Here is a 19662-nt window from a genome sequence, read left to right on the forward strand (position 1 = left end):
GCTCAGGGTTTGGGGACGTGACGATACTGCCCAAAGTTCTTTTCTGCGATGCGTCGCATGCGACTCTCGCCTTCGCGGGAATGGTAGCTGATGGTGTGGATGATGCTGATCGGATTGGATTCTCCAAATAGATTCGTCACCCGGTTCTCTTCGTTGAGCAAATCTTCGATGCCTTGTGGGAACTCACCATCCGAAAGCAAGAAAATGACATCAGGTTTCAGCTCCAGTGCGAATCGCAATGGTTCATACGGTGCCTTGCCCCGGTCCATCGAAACTCGCATGGCCCAGTTACGGATCGATTGCTTGTTTTGCGCGGTGGCATAAACGCTGCGGCTTTCAGGTTCAGCGCCCGACAGCGTCATGTAGTCGCACTCGGCATCGAAGAACACAACATAGAATCGTTGTTTCTCACCGAGCATGTCGATCGATTGAAGCAGAGCCGTGCGAGCGGACTTGAATGCATCACCCATGCTGCCCGAACTGTCGACAAGATACACGAAGTGGTTCCCGCCACCTTCGACCCCGCAAAACTCCATTTGCGACTTTGCATCGGAGGACAGTTTCTGCATCGCTTGGGATGTCGCCGAATTGGAACTCGCCAGCGACGACAGCTTCGAAACGGAGGAATCGACGGGATTCACCGCGGTAGAAGTGATGTCGACGATGGCCATCTCGCCGATCTCGCTGACGTCGTATTGGGTTTCTTCGGGTTGAGTTTCCGTCGGTTCCGTGATGGGTTCGGAGGATTCAATGGCAAAGGTTTCGAAGGAGGACTCTTCGCTTTCGCTGGCGGTGGAGGCTGCGAACGCCATCTGGTCTTTGGGACGCGTTGTGCTGAGCGTGAACAGCCCGAGAGCCAGAATCAGAACTGCGTGCACGACCGCGCTGATGATGACCGCGGCGGGGCGTCGACGTCGGCCGGCGGTATCCGTTTCTTCGTCCGAGGTAACAACGCCCGGCAGATTAACGGTCGAGGCTGAATCCGCCGGTGCTTTGTCGTCAAAGGCAGCTGAGACATCGACGTCGTCAGTGTTGGATGAATCGAGGTCAGCGGTGTCGACCTGTGTGTCTTCCTTGAAGGCGTTGTCGTCGGTCGGCTCAGTGAACTCCTTCGTTCGTGCGTCGGGGTCGGCCAAACGCCGCAACTTGGGCGCTCGCACCATTGGCCCGTGTGCCGCGTCCCGCCGGGTGGCGACTTTGGTGAAAGTCTCGAGTGCTTCACGGACTTCGCCCCAGCTGGCAAACCGTTGGGCAGCGGGGTGTTGGAGCTTGGCCGGTGAGAATCCTGGTGTCTCGGATCCGCTAGCGGCTCGATCGGATGATTCGAGCGACTGCAGCTCCGATTCAATCTGCGACGCCGTTGCCTCCAACCGAGCGGCGTTGGCTTCCAGTCGGGCCGCGTGGGCTTCTCGCCGAACGCGAGCCAGTTCCGACTGCAGTTCGCGTTTGCGATCGTTCAACGCATCGACGTGATCCGGTGGAAGTCCGGAACTGAGGTCGATGCGTTTCGGATCAGGAGCGTTCATCAGTCGGCCGAAAGAAGCTTGTTGAATTCACGCATCCATGCGGGGTGAGCGGGCCAAGCGGGGGCAGTCACGAGGTTCCCGTCGACGTGAGCCGTGTCCATTCCATCACCGGGTGGCACATAGGTTCCGCCTCCGATCTGGACTTCGGGGGAAACGGCCGGGTAGCAACTGCACTGGCGGTCTTTCAAAACGCCCGCAGCGGCCAGGATCTGTGGACCGTGACAGATGGCGGCAATGGGTTGCTTTTTGTCCGCGAAATGTCGGACCAGATCCAGCACCTCTTCGTTCAGTCGCAGATATTCGGGGGCTCGCCCGCCGGGGATCACCAACGCATCGAAATCGCCAGCGTTCAGCGTCTCAAAGTCACCGGTCACGGCGAAGTTGTGCCCGGGTTTTTCGCTGTAGGTTTGGTGTCCTTCGAAATCGTGGATCGCGGTGGCAACCGTGTCGCCAGCGGATTTGCCGGGGCAGACCGTTGTCACTTCATGGCCCAGCATCAGCAACATTTGATAGGGCACCATGGCTTCGTAGTCTTCCACGAAGTCGCCGACGAGCATCAGTATCTTGGCCATTCTGCCTGCTGTGAATGAAAAAGGTCGAAAGAGGAGAGGCTCGTTGACTTCCACGAGGGCTGTTCGAAACAGTGGATGTCTCAACAGGGGGGGAAGAGCGTGCCTCATTCTAAACGCGAAAAAGGACAATGGTTTGCGCGGATTGCAGCGATTTTTTCGCGTCCCCAGGAATGTCACGGAGTGTAGCGAAAAACGTTGTTGTCGGAAATTCGCTCCTGGCAGCATCCTGGATTATGCTGAACGGTCTTCCGGATGGCTCCTATTCTTTTCTGGTTTTGCTGTGATGCAACGCTTCTCTCTTCCGACGTTCGTGTTCTCCGTGGCCTTGGCGATTTCGCAAGCGGGCGGCTGGTCGGGAACGGCCCAGGCCGACACGCAATTGCTCGGCCCCGTTGAAACGCGGCAGTTGGGGTTGGAAGAGGTTTGGCGACGCAACCTCAGCGTTCCGGCTGGCCGTCAATCGATCATCGACCAGAAAATGGTGGTCCATCAAACGATGAGCCATTTGTTCGTCGAAGTCATTGAGAAGTCCGCCCAAGGAGCGGAGCCAGCCGAAGCCGTCTCGGCCGACGATGCTGCGGCGGAAGAACCAGTGATCGACGAGAACGCGACGGTCTACGCTCGGATCGCTGTCGACATGGACCTGGAAAAGCGTGGTGCCGTCGATGAGGATGAAGCCAATCGCTTGGGACGGCTCGAAATCCTGCGGCTGAAACGTCGCGGCATCGAAGCCGAACTGCGGACGCGAAAAGTGCCGATGATTCGTTTCTACACTCTGTCCAATGACGGAACGGTGGAATGTCGCGATGCGGAATCAGGCGAACTGATTTGGCTGCAGCGTGTCGGAGGTGCGGGGCGAACGTACGGTGGATTGGGAGTCGATGAGACCTACGTGACCGTTGTGAACGGCGGTGAGCTGATCAAGTTGGATGTCGCCAATGGTCAAGAATTTGGCGTCACCAAACTGGATTACGTGCCCACGGGAGGCGCCATGCACTGCAATGGTTATGCGGTGGTGCCTTCGGTTGGCAGTCGCATCGTTTGCTACGACCTGAACAATTCCATCCCACCGCCGTTTGCAGAAATCGTTGCCGGTGGCACCTTGAAGATGCCGGCACACTTGGCCGATGCCAACAAGGTTGCCTGGGGAACCGATCGCGGCTTTGTTTATCTGATGGAACTGGAGGGTGAGCCCAACGTGCAGTTCCGGCTGAACACCGACGGAATTGTCAGTGGTACCCCGGCGGTCGCGTCCGGCGAACGTTTCTTCTTTGGCTCGGAGTCCGGCCAAATCTACGGCTTGAAAGCCACACGTACCGGTGAGGTGTTGTGGAGTCGTCCAACGGGCGAGCCAATCTACAACAGCCCCATCTTTTACGACGAAAAGGTCCTCTACCCGACGGCCTATGGCAATTTGATGTGTGTCTCGGCCGAAGATGGTTATTCCGTCTGGCCGAACATGGTTCCCGGCGTTCAGGAACTGCTCGGCGGCATCGATGGCAAAATCTACGCTCGCAGCATGGCGGGGTCGTTGATCGTGGTTGCGGCAGAAGACGGCAAGCTGCTGGGCCGCTTCCCGAACATTCAGCCCGATTCGTTGGTCGTCAATCGCTCGACGAATCGTCTGTATTTGGTGAACGAACGTGGCACGATGCAGTGCTTGCGTCGTCCGGGGGCGGTGTTACCGAAGGTGATTCAGTCATCCGCTCCTCCGGAAAAGGACGAGGAAGAGGCCGAACTGGAGAAGCAGGAGCCGGAGAAAACCGATGGGGGTACCGGGACCCCGTTTGATCCAGGCGGCAATCCTTTTGGTGGCGATGGCAATGACCCATTCGGTGGCGACATGGCGGATCCGTTTGCTCCAGCCGGGGGTGCCGATCCCTTCGGCGACAGCCCTTTCTGATTTCCAAAGCATGCGCTGCACCACCCGCTGTGACGGGGGGCGGTGCCATGGGAGCCTCGGTCGGAGGCTCCGTTTTCCGGGGAAATCATCATCGCGGCCGACCAATGGGGTGTCGGGGCCGATTGGGCACGTGATCTAACGCAAAGGCGTGGTTTTTGATAGAATCTTGCCTGCTAATTGACGCCTTTTTTCGATGGGTCACCGGAACGGTTGAACGCGTCGAAAACCCCGCATTTGACGGCCTCCACGGGCCGCCCATTCATGAGCGATTCTGCTTCGACTGACAACGATTCGAACGACCCCACCCAGGATCCCAACGCAGTGCCCGCCGGAGCGGTTGCCGGCGATGCGGGAGCAGGCGAAACCGAACAGTCCCCTCAGGCTCCGTTGGAACGCGTTTCCACCAGTCCCGCGGCGAACTCGGAGTACACCGACAAGGATTTGTTGCACCTTTCCGACTTGGAACACGTGCGTGAACGTCCCGGGATGTACATCGGTGACACCACCGCTCGCGGTTTGCACCACCTCGTCTACGAAGTGGTCGACAACTCGATCGACGAAGCGATGGCTGGGTTTGCTCAAGCCGTCAGCGTGACGGTTCACACCGATGGCAGTGTCACGGTCGAAGACGACGGCCGCGGAATTCCCGTGACCCGGCACGACCAATTGTCCGAAGAACTCGATCGAGAAGTCAGCACGTTGGAAGGCGTGATGACCGTGTTGAAGTTCGGCGGCAAGTTTGAAAAAGGGGCTTACCAGACCTCCGGTGGTCTGCACGGCGTCGGTGTCACCGTGGTGAACTTCCTGAGCCAATGGACCGAGGTCGAAGTCAGCCGCGATGGATCGACGTGGACCCAGGGCTACGAGCGCGGTGTGCCAACCGGTCCGATCCAAAAAGGCCGTCCAACGAAGAAGACCGGAACCAAGACAACGTTCAAAGCGGACGGTCAAATCTTCAGCGTCACCAAATACAGCTTCGACACGCTGCAAAAACGTTTGCAGGAACTCGCGTTCCTCAACAGTGGTGTGCGAATCAAGTTCCTGGACGAGCGAAACGGCGAAGGCGGCGACTATCAATTCGATCGCGGGATCGTCGAATTCGTGGAACACCTGAACCGTGCCAGCGATGCGTTGCACAGCGACGTGATTCAGTTTGTTGGCAGCAAGGACGGAGTCGAATACGACATCGCTCTGCAGTACAGCACCGAGTTCACCGAAACCGTTCAATCGTACGTCAACAACATTCACACGATCGAAGGCGGAACGCACGTGTCGGGTTTCCGCTCGGCATTGACGCGAACCCTGAACAACTACGGCAAGAAAGAAGGGCTGTTCAAGAACACCACGCCGACCGGTGATGACTTTCGCGAAGGATTGACGGCGGTCATCAGCGTCCGTGTACCGCACCCGCAGTTCGAAGGCCAAACCAAAACCAAGTTGGGCAATGGTGAAGTCGACGGAATCATCACCAGCGGTGTCGGCGAGTCGTTGACGAAGTACTTGGAGGAGAATCCTCGTACGGCCAAGGCGTTGGTCCGGAAGGGATTGTTGGCCGCGGAAGCTCGCGAAGCGGCTCGCAAGGCCAAAGACCAACTCCGCAAACGAAAGGATGCTTTGGGCGGCGGCGGGCTGCCAGGAAAGCTCCGGGACTGCATCTCCAAGAACATGGAGGAGTGTGAAGTCTACTTGGTCGAAGGTGATTCGGCAGGTGGATCGGCCGAAGGTGGCCGGATGCGAGAGTATCAAGCCATCCTGCCGCTTCGCGGTAAGATCATCAACGCTTACAAGAGCCGCGAAGACAAGGTGCTGGCCAACGAAGAAGTCCAGTCCATGATCCAGGCGATCGGGACCGGTATCGGAGCCGATCAAGATCTCTCACGTCGACGTTACAACAAAGTCATCATCATGACTGACGCCGACGTCGACGGCAGCCACATTCGCACCTTGTTGTTGTGCTTCTTCTATCGACAGATGTACCAGTTGGTGGCCGCCGGGCACGTGTACGTGGCTCAACCGCCGCTGTTCCGGGTTTCTCAAGGAAAGAACCGGTACTACGTCCAGTCCGAAGACGAAATGAAGAGCCAGTTGCTGGATCGTGGTCTGAATGACACCCGGTTTGAAACCGAGGATGGTCGCAGTGCGGAAGGCGATGCGATGCGAGCCTTGTGCGTGGCGTTGGCGTCCATGGAAGACGCGATCGTGGCGTTGGAACGTCGCGGTGTTGGCCTTCGAGTTCACGCGGAACGCTTCGATCCGGTCACGGGCAAGCTACCGCCGTTCTTGTTGACGATCCAAGGCGAAGAGCATTGGTTCATGAAGCAAGCCGATGTCGAGACCTACCTGGAACAAAACAACGCGACGCTGGACATCGATCAACCCGAAGACGAGACCGTCGAGGAAGCCGAAGCCACCGAGAGTGACGAACCGTCCAAAGTGGTCGCTCACTTGGCTGAGCTGCACGAAGTGCGAACGATCAACAGTGGTTTGAAGGACATGGAGCCGCTCGGGTTTGGTTTGCAAGACTTGATCCCAATGGATCGAACCGGATCGACCAACCCGCGTTTCGAGTTGGTTCGTGGGGAAGACCTGCGACGACCAATGGAGGATTTGCGAGCGTTGTTGCCGGAGGTTCGAGCCGCCGGTGAAAAAGGCTTGCAAGTGACTCGCTTTAAAGGGTTGGGCGAAATGAACGCGGAAGAGCTTCGCGAAACAACGCTCGATCCAACGAACCGAACGTTGATCAAGGTCAATCTGACGGACGCCGGTGCGGCGGACGAAATGTTCCGACTGTTGATGGGCGACAAGGTCGAACCTCGTCGCGAATTCATCGAAACCCACGCACTTGATGTGCGAAACTTGGACGTCTGATTCATGGTCACACCGCCACCCAAAGATGATTCTGCTGGTTCGGATGTTGAAGTGGCGGAGGCGTTGATTCAAAGCGTTTCGCAGGTCAAAGAGCAGGTCGGCCGAATCGTGGTCGGCCAGGGTGAGGTGATCGAGCAGTTGCTGATCGCCATCTTGGCTCGCGGGCATTGTTTGCTTGAAGGCGTGCCGGGTTTGGCGAAAACGTTGATGGTCAGAACATTGGCCAGTTCCATGAACCTGGATTTTCGGCGGATTCAATTCACGCCGGATTTGATGCCGGGCGACATCACCGGAACCGACATCATTCAGGAAGACCACGAAACCGGACATCGCGAAATGTTGTTTCGGCCTGGGCCCGTGTTCACGCAAATGCTGTTGGCCGACGAGATCAACCGAACACCGCCAAAGACGCAGGCGGCATTGTTGGAAGCGATGCAGGAGCACGAGGTCACCGCGGGCGGCAAGACCTATGCATTGAAAGAACCGTTCTTTGTCTTGGCCACGCAAAACCCAATTGAGCAGGAAGGCACTTACCCCTTGCCGGAAGCTCAACGCGATCGTTTCCTGTTCCATGTTGTGGTTGGCTATCCGTCACGCGATCAAGAGGCCGAGATTGTGGAACGAACGACGTCCGGCGATTTGGCGGATGTCCAACCGGTGGTCAGCGGCGAGGACATTTGCCGATTCCAGTCCGTGGTGCGTCGCGTTCCGTTGCCGGAGCATGTCAAGAATTGGGTGATCGATGCGGTTCGGTCCGCTCGACCCAACGAAGCCGACGCGAAAGATTGGGTCAAGGAATGGATCCAATGGGGGCCGGGGCCTCGGGCGAGCCAGCAATTGGTGCTGGCGTCCAAGGCTCGTGCGTTGTTGCACGGTCGAACCCACGTCACGTTGGAAGACGCGCAAGCATTGGCTTTGCCGGTCTTGCGTCACCGAATCGTGCCGACGTTTTCCGCGGAAGCCGACGGGATCTCGGTGGAGGACTTGGTGGGCCGTTTGGTCGCCGAGCAATCCGCCGGTGCCGCGTCCGTTCTGTAGCCAATCGCGGCTGGCGATCCTCAGCCCTCAGCCCTCGCGCCTTTCGCGTAGCTGCCCAGCACATGCGTGTGATGCGTGGCGGATTGCAACGCTTCGATGGCGTTGGCGACCTTCGTGTCTTGCTGGTGACCGGGGAACTCCACGACGAAGAAGTATTCGTTGTGGGTACCTGGTTGAGGGAAGGATTCGATCCAGGTCAGGTTGAGGTCGTGCTGTTTGAAGATGCCCATCACATCGGCGAGGGCACCGGGTTGGTGAGCGACTTGGAAGAGCAGCGTGGTTTTGTCGTTTCCGCTTGGCGTGGGTTGATCATGTCCGAGCACGGCGAATCGTGTGACGTTGTTCCGATTGTCTTCAATGTTCGCGCCCACCACTCGCAATCCTTGTCGACGACCGGCCGCTTCACTGGCGATCGCCGCGATGCCGGGTTGAGAGGCGGCGAGTTTTGCTGCGGCGGCGGTCGAGCTGCACTCAATCAATTTTGCTTTGGGCAGATGAGTGTTCAGCCAAAGGCGGCACTGCGAGATCGCTTGAGGTTTGCTGTGCACTTCAGTGATGGATTCGCGATCGCACATCGCCAGCAGTTGATGATGGATGGCCAATTGGACCTCACCCACGATCGATGCTTCGCCTTGGGAGAGTCTGCCGAAGGTGTCCACGATTCGTCCGTCGGTGCTATTTTCAATCGGCACGATACCGCCGGCGCAGTCGCCACGTCCCACCGTTTCGAAGACGGTGCCAATGGAGCTGACGGGCAGCAGGTTGGCGCCTTCGCCGAAATAAGCAATCGCCGCCAAGTGACTGTAGCTGTCCATCGGACCCAGGAACGCGTAGGCACCTGGATGCGATGCTCGCCAGCATGTCGAGGCGATGTGACGTAGCACGTCGCGTTGGTCGTCTTGGCCAATGGGTGAGTTGGCTTGGTCCGCGACAAGTTGGTCAATGATGCAGAGAGTTTGCGCCCAAGAAATGCTGACTTGGCGCTCATCGTCTTTGCCGTCGTCATCCGCTTTCATGGCGAGGCAGCGTCGCTGCAGCAGTTCCAGGATCTGTTGATCGATGGAACGGATCGTATCGCGTGATTCAGGTGTGCTCATTCGGGCGAAAATTCGGGCAAGAGCAAAGGGTGACTGCCGATTTGGCAAGCCGGCATTGTGGCATGGGGGCGGGTTGAGAAGGGGCTGCCAAAATCGTTTTTAAAGATTTTTTGAAAGGATGCTGGGTTGCGAAAAAGCAGTGAATTGCTGTGTTTTCTGTGTGTGTCGTTTTGGCAAGTAGAGCGAAGAAAGGCCTCTGGCACAGATCTTGCCATATCTGGCGATCGAGACAAAAGGCTGACGAAATGGACCGCCAAGGTGCCCCGGTCGGCCCAACGAATAACAAATTCATTACCAAACACTGACACCACCATCCCGTTCGGACACAGGAGTACCCGCACCATGGCACAAGGCGAAAAAATCATTGGTATCGACCTCGGGACCACGAACAGCGTGGTTGCGATCATGGAAGGGAGTGAGCCCAAGGTCATTCCCAACCCCGAAGGCAACCGACTGACACCCAGTGTCGTCGCTTTCACCGACAAGCAAGAGACCATCGTCGGCGAACCAGCCCGACGTCAAGCCGTCACCAACCCGAAACGCACCGTTTACTCGGCGAAGCGTTTCATGGGGCGTCGTCACAACGAAGTTCAATCGGAAGAAAAAATGGTGCCCTACGGCATCACCGGTGGAGCAGGTGACTACGTCAAAATTCAAGTTGGCGACAACGAATACACGCCTCAAGAAATCTCGGCCAAAGTCCTTCGCAAACTGAAGGAATCGGCTGAGTCTTACTTGGGGCACAAGGTCAACAAGGCCGTCATCACCGTTCCCGCTTATTTCAACGACGCGCAACGTCAAGCGACCAAAGACGCTGGGCAGATCGCAGGTTTGGAAGTCGCGCGGATCATCAACGAGCCCACCGCGGCTGCTCTCGCTTATGGTTTGGACAAGACCAAAGACGAAAGCATCATCGTGTTTGACCTTGGTGGTGGTACGTTCGACGTTTCCGTCTTGGAAGTTGCCGACAGTGGTGACGAAGAGCAGGAAAGCCGAGTCTTCCAAGTGGTCAGCACCTCGGGTGACACGCACCTCGGTGGCGACGACTTTGACGAAGCCTTGATCAACTACGTTGCCAGCGAATTCCAAAAGGAAAACGGCATCGATCTGCGGAACGATGCGATGGCACTGCAACGTTTGCAAGAAGCCTGCGAAAAGGCCAAGAAAGAACTGAGCTCGTTGCCAGAAACCGACATCAACTTGCCCTTCATCACGATGGACGCTTCCGGACCGAAGCACCTGACGATGAAGATCACTCGTTCGAAATTCGAAGAGCTGATTGATGATTTGGTGGAACGTTGCCGCGGCCCAGTGTTGCAAGCATTGAAAGATGCTGGTTTGGATCCCAAAGACATCGACGAGATCGTCTTGGTCGGTGGTAGCACGCGAGTGCCAAAGGTTCGTGAAGTTGTCAAAAGCATCTTCGGAAAGGACCCGCACCAAGGTGTGAACCCCGACGAAGTTGTCGCCGTTGGTGCTGCGATTCAAGGCAGCGTCTTGGCGGGTGATCGCAACGACGTGTTGTTGTTGGACGTGACTCCATTGACCTTGGGAATTGAAACCGAAGGTGGTGTGATGACCGCTTTGGTCGAACGCAACACCACGATTCCGGCGGAAAAGAAGAACGTCTTCAGCACCGCCGCCGACAATCAAACCGCGGTGACCGTTCGCGTGTTCCAGGGTGAACGCAAGATGGCCAACGCCAACCGGTTGCTTGCTGAATTCAATCTGGATGACATTCCAGCCGCCCCGCGTGGCGTGCCTCAGATCGAAGTCAAATTTGACATCGACCAAAACGGCATCCTGAGCGTTTCGGCGAAGGAACTGAAGACTGGAAAAGAAGCCAACGTCGAAATCAAAGACAGCGGTGCGTTGTCCGAGAGCGACATCGAGCAGATGCAAAAAGATGCCGAAGCCAACGCCGAAGAAGACAAGCGTCAATTCGAGTTGGTGGAAGCTCGCAACAAGGTGAACCAGCAGGTTTACCAGCTCGAGAAGCTGATGACCGAAAACGATGAGAAGCTGTCCGATGACGACAAGGCTCCGATGAACGCTGCGATCGAAAAAGTCAAGAAAGCCGCCGAAGGCGATGACTTGGCTGAGATCAAAGCCGCCTCGGATGAATTGGAAGCCGCATCGCAAGCCTTCAGCAAAGTCTTGTACGAGAAGACGGACGCTGCGGGTGACGCGGGAGCCGATGCTTCAGGAGCCGCCGGCGCGGCTGCTGGAGGCGGTGATGACGACGACGCAATCGACGCGGAGTTCGAAGTCAAAGAATGACCTAACCGATGTGAGTCGGATGGTTTCACCTTTCGGCTCGCACGTTCTTGATAACGGCGAGTCTCGTTCGGCTGTTTCGGCAGCCGAATGGGCGCTCGCTTTTTTTATGCCTCCTTTCGACATGGTTTTTGTGCAAGTCGACCGACGCGGAGTCGTTTTGCATCGCCAAGTGGCCTCCGCGACCCACCAACTTATCCCACCCTTTTCTCTGCCCCGGAGGTTCCGATGGCTTTTCGAATCGATAAATTGACAACTCAAGCCCAAAACGTGGTGGCCGAAGCTCAGGCTCAGGCCAGTTCCGCTGGGAACGCTGAAATTGATCCATTGCATGTGCTCGCTGCTGCGGTGAATCAGCAAGACGGCATCACCAAGCCGCTGCTGGAAAAAATCAATGTGGATGTGCCCAAGCTGAAGTCGCTGATCGAGAGCGAGCTGGCGAAGTTGCCGCATTCTTCAGGAATGGGGCAGGCTCGTGTTTCCGCGAAATTGCAGGCGTCGTTGGAAGCGGCTGCGAGTTCCGCGGAATCTCTGAAAGACGAATACGTCAGCACCGAGCATCTGCTGGTTGGTTTGGCACGAACGGACAACAAAGCGAAAAGCTTGTTGTCATTGTTGGGCGTTACCGACAACGATCTGTTGACCGCGATGAGTCAAATTCGTGGTTCGGCTCGTGTGACCGATCCGAATGCGGAGTCGACTTATCAAGCTCTGGAAAAGTTCGGCATCGATCTGACTCAGTTGGCTCAAAGTGGCAAGCTCGATCCCGTGATCGGTCGCGACAATGAGATTCGCCGAGTCATTCAGGTGCTTTCGCGACGCACGAAGAACAATCCGGTTTTGATTGGCCAACCCGGTGTGGGGAAAACCGCCATCGCGGAAGGGCTGGCACTGCGGATTTTCGAAGGTGACGTGCCACAAAGTTTGAAGAACAAGAAGGTGGTCTCGCTCGACATGGGCGCCTTGGTCGCCGGAGCCAAATTCCGTGGTGATTTTGAGGAACGTTTGAAGTCGGTGCTGCGCGAGGTCAAGGATTCCGACGGCAAGGTGATCTTGTTCATCGACGAATTGCACCTGGTCGTCGGTGCGGGCAACGCGGAGGGTTCGGCCGACGCGGCAAACTTGCTCAAGCCGGAACTGGCTCGCGGTGCGCTTCGATGCATCGGTGCCACCACGCTGGACGAATACCGACAACACATCGAGAAGGACGCGGCGTTGGAACGGCGTTTCCAACCGGTGTTTGTTGGTGAACCCAATGCAGAAGACACGATTGCGATTTTGCGGGGCCTGAAGCCTCGCTACGAATCGCATCACGGCGTTCGGATCACGGACAGCGCACTGGTCGCGGCGGCCAATCTTTCGGATCGCTACATCGCGGATCGGTTCTTGCCGGACAAGGCAATCGATTTGATCGATGAGGCGGCCAGTCGCTTGGCAATGGAAAAGGAAAGTGTTCCAGAACCCATCGATCGTTTGCAGCGACGACTGCGGCAACTCGAGTTGGTGCATCGCCAGTTGGAGGATGAGCAAGAAGCGTCAGCAGTCGAGAAACGTGTCGACGTGGAAGAGGAAATGGAAGCGGCCAAAGCTGAGTTGGCGAGCCTGAAGGAGCAGTGGGAAGCCGAGAAAATGGGGCTCGACGATGTGCAGTCCGTGCGTCAAGAGGTCGACCAATTGCAACATCGGTTTGCTCAGTTGGATGCGGAAGCCAAAGAGAAGCAGCTTCGTGGCGAAAGCCCCGAGGAGGCGTATCGGGAAATGCTTCAGGTTCAATCGCGACTTCGTGAATTGCAGTCTCGAATTGATGAAGCGGAAAGCCGCGATCAGTCCGCTGACGATACGAAAGACGATGCCGCCGACGAAAAGCGTCGCTTGCTTCGCAAAGAGGTGACGGAAGAAGAGATTGCCGAAGTCGTCAGCACTTGGACCGGGGTTCCGGTGACTCGCATGATGGAAACCGAACGCGCCAAGTTGTTGGTGATGGAAGAGCGTTTGCACCAGCGAGTCGTTGGGCAAGATGAAGCCGTCACCGCCGTGGCGGACGCGGTGCGTCGCAGCCGAAGTGGTTTGCAGGACCCCAATCGTCCGATTGGTTCGTTCCTGTTTCTCGGGCCAACCGGCGTCGGGAAGACGGAGTTGTGCAAAGCGTTGGCGGAGGTGATGTTCGATGACGAATCGGCGATGGTGCGGATTGACATGAGTGAGTTCATGGAACGTCACAGCGTGTCGCGGTTGATCGGTGCGCCTCCCGGCTATGTCGGCTACGAAGAGGGGGGCAAATTGACCGAGGCCGTTCGGCGGCGTCCGTATGCCGTCATTCTGCTCGACGAGATGGAAAAGGCTCATCCGGATGTGTTCAACATTCTTTTGCAGGTGCTCGACGATGGGCGTCTGACGGATGGACAGGGTCGGACAGTCGACTTCACCAACACGGTGATCGTGATGACCAGCAACGTCGGCAGTCAGGTCATTCAACGTGTCACCGAAGAAGGTGGCGGCGAAGATGAGATGCGAAATGCGGTGGAGGAGGCTTTGAAGGCCAGGTTCTTGCCCGAGTTCCTCAACCGAATCGATGACACCGTGATCTTTCATCCGCTGCAGCAAACGCAGATTCGAAGGATCGTGGAACTGCAGTTGGAAGACTTGCGTTCGCGACTGGCAGCCAACGGGTTGTCGGTGGAGATTTCCGATGCTGCGGTGGATCGCATTGCGGACGAAGGGTACGACCCCGCCTACGGGGCTCGTCCTTTAAAACGTGTGATTCAGCGAGAAGTTCAGAATCCGTTGGCCACCGCGATTTTGAAGAATAGTTATCCCGAAGGCACGGTGATCAAGATCGATCACAATGTCGAGGGATTCACTTTCTCGGACTGATGAAGCGTCCAGATTGCGGGTGAATGAGAAAGCAAACGGAGCGGTCGGCGGTGTCGGCCGCTCTGTTTTTTTGCGCTGTCGTATCCATCGAGTTCGCGAAGCTGCCCTTTTCGTTCATCATTTTGTAACAACTGGGGTGTCAGGGCGGTCCGCTTGTTGTTGCTCGCTTGAACGGATGCGACAATTCTTTGGTGGAAGCCTATTCTTTTATCAAGTGGGTTTCGTTTGGCGGACAGTTGCATCGGAAGGGCATGCCGAGGGGACTGGCGTTCAAAATGTTTTGTCAAACCATTGCAGAAAGGTTGTTCATGATGTTGCAACGAGTCGGATTGATGTTGTCGTTGGTTTGCATTTCCGCAGTGGTGGGAACGGCGGATGAGAAACCGACCTTGGATTTGGAAAAATCGAAGATCTCATTCGTTGGTTCGAAACCAGACGGGAAGCACGACGGTGGGTTCAAGAAGTTCACCGCGGATGTGGTGTTGAACGTTGAAGAGCCCAGCGAAGGATCGCTGAAGATCGAAATCGATACGACCAGCCTTTGGTCAGACGATGACAAGCTGACCAACCACTTGAAGAACCCCGATTTCTTTGATGTGCGAAAGCATCCCAAGATCACATTTGAAGCAACCAAGATCGAGCACGATCCTGCGGAAGATAGCGTCAAGCTTGTTGGGAAATTGACCATGTTGGGCAAGGCCGTGGAGGTCACCATTCCAGCTCTACCGAGGTTGACCGAAGAGATGTTGGTCTTGGCCGCGAATTTTGACATTGATCGAACCAAGTGGGGAATGGACTACGGCAAAGGCAAGATCAACGACGAAGTTGCCATCCGCGCTTTGCTGGTATTCAAGCGATAGACCGTTGGAAACTGAAATCCTTTTATGGTGCGTGATAACGCCAGCGATCATCTCGCTGGCGTTTGTCATTGGTGCTTGGCGAGCAAGTCGTTGGGACGGCGAATGGATCGGTCACCGGTTGCCGGCCTCGCTGTGTGTTGTCGGATGGTCGGCGGCTGTTGTTGCGAGTTTGGTTGCCCGCCAGGATTTGGACTTCGATTCGTTGGAGTCGTGGCAGATGGCTCTGGTTCCCGTTGTGCTGGGATCGTTATTGATCGCGGTCCTGTCCCCTACAAAAGACTCGTTCGCTTCCGAGCAGACGCACGGCCACAGCATCACAGCGCTGATCGCAGGGTTGGCTGGTGTCGCAACTGCAATGTGGAGCATGCCGACCGGTGATGGCTGGGTGGACATGTTGCCCCTGCATCGGCCTTGGATGGCAGCGGTAGCCGCCGCCGCGATGATCAATCTTTGGGCACTGAATCGCATGCAGCATGCGGGAGCGACGGCATGGATGATGTGGGTGGCGTTGGCTGGATTGTTCGCACCAACATTGCTCGCCGCCAGCGCCTACGGTGGATTCGCCGAGTGGTTGGTCAGTGCTCTCGTCGCGACCACCGTTTTCGCGATCGGGTGCAGCGGTCTATCGTTAGCATCGTTTGCGAAGTTAACTCCTGCCGTCGTGTTGTTGTCGGCAAGTGCGACCGCGACCGGACGGTTTTACACTTACGAAGACCATCCGGCGTGGCTTTATAGCGTGATTCTGTTATCACCCTGCATCATTACGGTGGCGGACATTCCTCTTCGCGAACGCTCCACCAAGGTGCGAGTGCTGGTGGCGGTTCTCGTGACCGTGGTGTTGCTGGTCCTGGTGGCGTGGTACCTGTTCAGTGATTCGTTGTTTGGTGACCCGGCGGAAGAATGGTGAATGGTCCGTCGCGGATCTGCGTATCTAGATTCTTGCTGGGGTTTGCCCGCATGGGTTTCTTAGGGCGAACGGCTTGCCCATCGGTCTTGGATTCGGCGGTAAAGATTTGACTGGCGTGTGCGGTTGGGTCAGAGTCTCGGCAGCTTTTAGTTTCATCTTCGTGAGAAATCGGCAATCGCATGACCGTCAGTATTTTCAATGATGTCATCGGCCCGGTGATGCGTGGTCCCAGTAGTTCGCACTGTGCGGCTGCACTGCGAATCGGCAGGTTGGCTCGCGATTTGGTGGAGGGCGACCTGCAGCATGTGCTGATTCAATTCGACGAGAGTGGATCGCTTCCAGCGACGCACACAAGCCAAGGGTCCGACATGGGATTGTTTGGCGGATTGTTGGGATGGGAGGCCCATGACGAGCGGTTGCCAAATTCACGACGTCACTTGGTGGAGCAAGGAATCGCGTTTGAGTTTGAGTATGGCGACTTCGGTGACCGGCATCCCAACACGTACCGGTTGACGGTTTGTGGGGGCCAGGGTTCGCACACGTTGATTGCGATTTCGACTGGCGGTGGAATGATCGAGGTCATCTCGATTGATGGTTTTGATGTTTCGATGGATGGTGGCTTTGACGAAACGTTGGTGCCATTGATCAGTCCAGCAAAAGACGCGTCCAGCGATGTTCTCGACTGTGAAATCATTGCGGAGAAAATCGGAGCGGATCGAGTGCATGTGCGCACGCTCGATGACCAAGTCTTGTTGCAGGTTCAATCGAGTCGCCCCGTCACGACCGCGGCATTGGATACGGCTTGTCCCTGGGAAGTGGCCGAGCCGGTTTTGCGTTTGCAGCCCGTATTGCCCATTCGGTCTCGTCCAAACGCGAAGGTCCCCTTTGAAGATTGCCGGACTCTGATGGCATTGCCGGACGCGAATGAAAAGCCGCTTTGGAAGTGGGCGGTGGAGTACGAAGTGCAACGAGGGGGGCTGAGTGAATCAGAGGTGATTGATCGCATGGTCGACATCGTTCGCATCGCTCGAACAAGCATCGAGTCAGGTCTCGCCGGAACCCGCTACGACGATCGTGTGTTGGGATATCAGTCAGGTGGGTTTCAAAAGAAGTTGGATGCAGGCCAGTTGTTGGATGCCGGCGTCTTGAACCAAATGGTTCTCTACACGACGGCCATGATGGAAGTCAAAAGTTCCATGGGCGTGATCATCGCCGCACCGACCGCGGGTGCATGTGCTGCGTTGCCAGCCTCTTGTTTGGCGATGGGCGAATCGTTGTCGCTCACCGACGAGGAAATTGCCAAGGCATTTTTGGCGGCGGGGTTGATTGGTGTCTTCATCGCCACGGCGTGGAGTTTCGCGGCTGAGGTGGGCGGTTGCCAGGCCGAGGGTGGATCGGCCGCCGCGATGTCGGCAGCGGCACTGGTGACGATGGCCGGCGGGAACACGGCCCAGGCGACCGGTGCGGCTTCGATGGCATTACAAAACATGCTGGGGTTGATCTGTGATCCCGTGGCCAACCGCGTGGAAGTCCCATGTTTGGGAAAGAACGTGATCGCAGCCAGCAATGCGATCTCTTGTGCCAACATGTGTTTGGCTGGTTTCGATCCGGTGATTCCACTGGATGAAACCATCGACGCTGCTCGTCGTGTATCAGAGCGGATGCCGCGCGAGCATCGCTGCACGGCTCTTGGTGGATTGGCAACCACACACACGTCGCTGCAAATCGAAAAACGTCTGCAGCAATGTGGTGCCGGATGTGGATGCGGTACGCCTCCGCCCGTTTCGCTATCGGTGAGTGGGAAAGAGGCAGCCTCGTCCCGAGTCATTCCCGAACGCAGTTGCTAGGGAAGATTCAGCGGTTCGCGACCCGCACGCGTGAGCATCTTCCGGAAGAGCTCTGCATCGATGTTTTTAGTGATGAATTTCACCGCTCCATCGGCCATTCCGACATGAAAGCCGCCAGGCCATGCGTTGCCCAAGCCGTCCAGAGGCGATTCCATTTCCATCGAAATGTCGTCCGGTTTGGTCCAAAAGACCGATTCGGTTGGGTTCGTTTCAACAATCAGAATGGTGTTGGATAGGCCATCCATGAATTCGCGAAAGTGGATTGCTTCGGTGGGCAGCAGACCTTTGGCTTCCCCCACCGACGCTTGGTAAATCGTGTGGCCTGGTTCGAGCGGAACGCCGACTGGCTGGTAGGTCGCGGGCACTCGCTCAGCGACTTGCAGGTTGTGCTCACTGTCCCACGGTTCATCCAATCGGAACTGTTGATAGAGCTCAGCTTCTTCTAAGAACGGAAGCAACTTCACTCGCCAGCTCAACAGTGGTTTTCCGTTTTCGTCGGTGATGGCGGCGGCCGGTAGTTGTCGGTAGGCAGCGTGGTGATTGTGCATCGCCAACATGATCTGCTTGATGTTGTTGGACGATTGCACACGGCGGGCAGCTGTTCGGCCCGCCTGCACGGCGGGAAGAAGCAATCCAGCGAGAACTCCCGTGGAGGCAACACTCAGTTCCGATTCGGTTTGAATGGTGACATCGCGGCCCACCCGCAACGGTTGCAAAGCTTGTAGAAGCATGGCCGAGATTCGAGTGGCGTAAGCCTGCACCGCTTGCTGCATCGCGGGGGATGCGTCGGATCCGGCGAGTTTTTGCTGAATCATGTCCATTGCCAAGACCTGCGCTTCGATGAGCGAATCCTGCAAGATGCTTTCGATTTGTTCGGAGGCGGGTTCATCGATGCCGACGAGCGTCAATTGGATGGCAACGGCTTCTCCTTGAAAGTCGACATGCAGCAGGATTGCGTCGGTCAATCCTGGAAGTTGTCCAAGTGGTTGCAAGCGAGGCGGAAGTTGTGCCGCCGCGTGCATCGCGAATCCGCTGACCAAAGGTCGGATCGTTTTCATCTCCACCACCGCGGAGATCCCGTCACGCTTCGGAAGGGAAGCCAAACGCACAGGAAGCGGGCCGCGTTCTGATGAGTCCACTTCGTCGCTAGCCGCAGCGGTCTCGACCAGCCATTCGGGCGAACCGATGTACCAGATCTCTCCGGATTCGCCGTCGTCGAATTGGGCATCGGCGGACAATCGACTCAGGACCATTGGGAATTGCCCGCGAATTCGCACGGCTTTGTGTTCACCAATGTCGATTGGTTGAGGCTCCAGGTCCAAGGCTTCTTTCAGCGTCTTGCCATCGATCTTGCCTTTCAAACTCAAGACGGCTGAAAACAACGGCTGTCCGGTTTCCATCGACAAGCCAAACGTTGCTTGGACTCGGTGGATCTCCTGCGGATCAATCCCAATGGATTCTTTCGCTTGCACGCGAAGGATCTCGGTGGGGTAAAGGCGGAACATTTCGTTGTCCCACCAATTGGACGGAGCCACCGAGAGGAATCCGATGGATTGATCGTGGACATATCGCCCGCCAATCGAACCGCCCGAATCGGATTCGGTCACTAAGTCTTTGGGACCACCGATCGGTTGAAGTTGGTTCTGGGCGACGAGCGTCGAGGTCAACGCCAGGCTGGCGAACGAGAGGAGTGCAAACGTCCACCTGAGCTGTGGAGCTCGTGACGAACCAAGACGGATGAATCGAGAAGTGTCCCGCATCGCAGCCATTCCAAAGAAAAGAAAGTTTTTGATTTTCAAGCCAGTTTCACGTCGGTCAATTGCCTCAGCCTAACGAATGAGCGGTCCTCTCGTGGGGCTGTGATCTCCCGCAAACGTCGCGAAACGTTGGGTT

12 protein-coding genes are annotated in these 19662 nt (G+C 56.7%); 8 read left to right on the top strand and 4 right to left on the bottom strand.

Annotated elements, in window-relative coordinates; genetic code table 11:
• Window positions 1-2: 2 nt before the first annotated feature.
• Together LOC70_RS13955 and LOC70_RS13960 are read right to left on the bottom strand one after the other, a co-directional pair.
• Window positions 3-1526, bottom strand: a complete 1524-nt coding sequence (locus tag LOC70_RS13955; RefSeq protein ID WP_230254355.1) for a hypothetical protein — start codon at window positions 1524-1526, stop codon at window positions 3-5.
• The gene (locus LOC70_RS13960) at window positions 1526-2098 is read right to left on the bottom strand and encodes a DJ-1/PfpI family protein (protein WP_230254357.1); all 573 of its coding nucleotides are present in this window, start codon (window positions 2096-2098) and stop codon (window positions 1526-1528) included. The genes LOC70_RS13955 and LOC70_RS13960 overlap by 1 nt, the downstream gene beginning before the upstream one ends.
• A gap of 283 nt (window positions 2099-2381) precedes the next feature.
• On the opposite strand from LOC70_RS13960, the gene LOC70_RS13965 reads away from it, so the two are divergent.
• From LOC70_RS13965 to LOC70_RS13975, 3 genes are all read left to right on the top strand, one after another.
• Window positions 2382-4001, top strand: coding sequence for an outer membrane protein assembly factor BamB family protein (locus LOC70_RS13965; RefSeq protein WP_230254359.1), 1620 nt, complete (start codon window positions 2382-2384; stop codon window positions 3999-4001).
• Between the two features lie 261 nt (window positions 4002-4262).
• Complete coding sequence (locus tag LOC70_RS13970) at window positions 4263-6869, top strand: DNA gyrase subunit B (protein ID WP_230254360.1); 2607 nt, start codon at window positions 4263-4265, stop codon at window positions 6867-6869.
• Window positions 6870-6872: 3 nt separating this feature from the next.
• Complete coding sequence (locus tag LOC70_RS13975) at window positions 6873-7907, top strand: AAA family ATPase (protein ID WP_230254362.1); 1035 nt, start codon at window positions 6873-6875, stop codon at window positions 7905-7907.
• Between the two features lie 20 nt (window positions 7908-7927).
• Here the strand turns inward: LOC70_RS13975 and pheA are convergent, their stop codons facing one another.
• The gene (pheA, locus tag LOC70_RS13980; protein ID WP_230254363.1) at window positions 7928-9004 is read right to left on the bottom strand and encodes a prephenate dehydratase; all 1077 of its coding nucleotides are present in this window, start codon (window positions 9002-9004) and stop codon (window positions 7928-7930) included.
• A 342-nt stretch (window positions 9005-9346) separates the two neighbouring features.
• Here pheA and dnaK point away from each other — a divergent pair, with 342 nt between their 5' ends.
• The 5 genes from dnaK (at window position 9347) to LOC70_RS14005 (ending at window position 17769) form a co-directional block, all read left to right on the top strand.
• Window positions 9347-11284: a molecular chaperone DnaK gene (gene dnaK, locus LOC70_RS13985; RefSeq protein ID WP_230254365.1), complete on the top strand. Its 1938-nt coding sequence runs from the start codon at window positions 9347-9349 to the stop codon at window positions 11282-11284.
• A gap of 225 nt (window positions 11285-11509) precedes the next feature.
• Window positions 11510-14155: an ATP-dependent chaperone ClpB gene (gene clpB, locus LOC70_RS13990; protein ID WP_230254367.1), complete on the top strand. Its 2646-nt coding sequence runs from the start codon at window positions 11510-11512 to the stop codon at window positions 14153-14155.
• Between the two features lie 308 nt (window positions 14156-14463).
• A complete protein-coding gene (locus LOC70_RS13995) occupies window positions 14464-15015 on the top strand; it encodes a YceI family protein (RefSeq protein WP_230254369.1) in 552 nt (183 codons plus the stop codon).
• Between the two features lie 4 nt (window positions 15016-15019).
• Window positions 15020-15922 carry a hypothetical protein gene (locus tag LOC70_RS14000; protein ID WP_230254371.1) on the top strand — a complete coding sequence of 301 codons (903 nt, stop codon included), beginning with the start codon at window positions 15020-15022 and terminating at the stop codon, window positions 15920-15922.
• Window positions 15923-16101: 179 nt separating this feature from the next.
• Window positions 16102-17769, top strand: a complete 1668-nt coding sequence (locus LOC70_RS14005) for an L-serine ammonia-lyase, iron-sulfur-dependent, subunit alpha (protein ID WP_230254377.1) — start codon at window positions 16102-16104, stop codon at window positions 17767-17769.
• Here the strand turns inward: LOC70_RS14005 and LOC70_RS14010 are convergent.
• Window positions 17766-19529 (bottom strand): DUF1559 domain-containing protein, encoded by a 1764-nt coding sequence (locus LOC70_RS14010; protein WP_230254379.1) that lies wholly within the window; start codon window positions 19527-19529, stop codon window positions 17766-17768. The genes LOC70_RS14005 and LOC70_RS14010 overlap by 4 nt on opposite strands.
• Window positions 19530-19662 lie beyond the last annotated feature (133 nt).

Source organism: Rhodopirellula halodulae, from assembly GCF_020966775.1.
GTDB lineage: Bacteria > Planctomycetota > Planctomycetia > Pirellulales > Pirellulaceae > Rhodopirellula > Rhodopirellula halodulae.